We start from the raw sequence: 1,126 nt of genomic DNA, 5'->3' as shown, positions 1-1,126 counted from the left end.
GGCTCATCCCCGCAGGTGCGGGGAAAACGAATCCGAGCGCCGCTCAATGGACGATGAATCCGGCTCATCCCCGCAGGTGCGGGGAAAACGAGTTTCGCGCCTGCGGCTTCGGCTAGTTTGCCGGCTCATCCCCGCAGGTGCGGGGAAAACTGTTTCGGCATTTACTTTCCCTTCCTAAACTGCGGCTCATCCCCGCAGGTGCGGGGAAAACGGCCATAAGAGCGGCTGCCCGGTCAAGAATTGCGGCTCATCCCCGCAGGTGCGGGGAAAACCTCAGTGGTCGTGATGTCTAGCCCTGGGAATACGGCTCATCCCCGCAGGTGCGGGGAAAACAACGTTGGCGGCTCTTGGAGCGTGCTAGGCACCGGCTCATCCCCGCAGGTGCGGGGAAAACGTATGCTTGTGCCAGCTCTGCGAGGCGGTATGCGGCTCATCCCCGCAGGTGCGGGGAAAACTGACGTGTCAGCTTTGGTAATAGACAGGCCCGCGGCTCATCCCCGCAGGTGCGGGGAAAACCACCACACACCCGGCTTGTTGCCCGTAAGGTGCGGCTCATCCCCGCAGGTGCGGGGAAAACTACTCTCTAATCCCCTCTATTGAGTTTCTGCACGGCTCATCCCCGCAGGTGCGGGGAAAACTACGCGGCTCTCGATAGCAGACCGCCCGCCCGCGGCTCATCCCCGCAGGTGCGGGGAAAACGATTCGGCTAAGACCGATGAAGAGGCTATCGACGGCTCATCCCCGCAGGTGCGGGGAAAACCTTTTTCTTTCTCTGCGGGGTGTAGCGAGCGCAGGCTCATCCCCGCAGGTGCGGGGAAAACGAGACCTTATATATACCCGCCGGTAGGTAGACCGGCTCATCCCCGCAGGTGCGGGGAAAACACCATGTCTGAAGCAAACCGGATTTACCTCAACGGCTCATCCCCGCAGGTGCGGGGAAAACTTGCGCGATTTAGTACAGGAACGAAAGCATGACGGCTCATCCCCGCAGGTGCGGGGAAAACGGTACCTTTCCTTTTTCGTCTCGAAGGACTTCCGGCTCATCCCCGCAGGTGCGGGGAAAACCCCGCCGGATCACATGAAATCTGGTACAAGGTCGGCTCATCCCCGCAGGTGCGGGGAAAAC

The 1,126-nt window shown here is 61.0% G+C and carries 1 CRISPR repeat array.

Features of this window, described 5'->3' with window-relative positions:
- Position 1: 1 nt before the first annotated feature.
- Positions 2–1,126: direct repeats of the CRISPR family, unit length 27 nt; unit sequence GCTCATCCCCGCAGGTGCGGGGAAAAC.

The sequence above is a fragment of the Rothia sp. HMSC064D08 genome (assembly GCF_001809525.1).
Lineage (GTDB): Bacteria > Actinomycetota > Actinomycetes > Actinomycetales > Micrococcaceae > Rothia > Rothia dentocariosa.
This window is presented reverse-complemented; position numbering and strand designations above follow the sequence as displayed.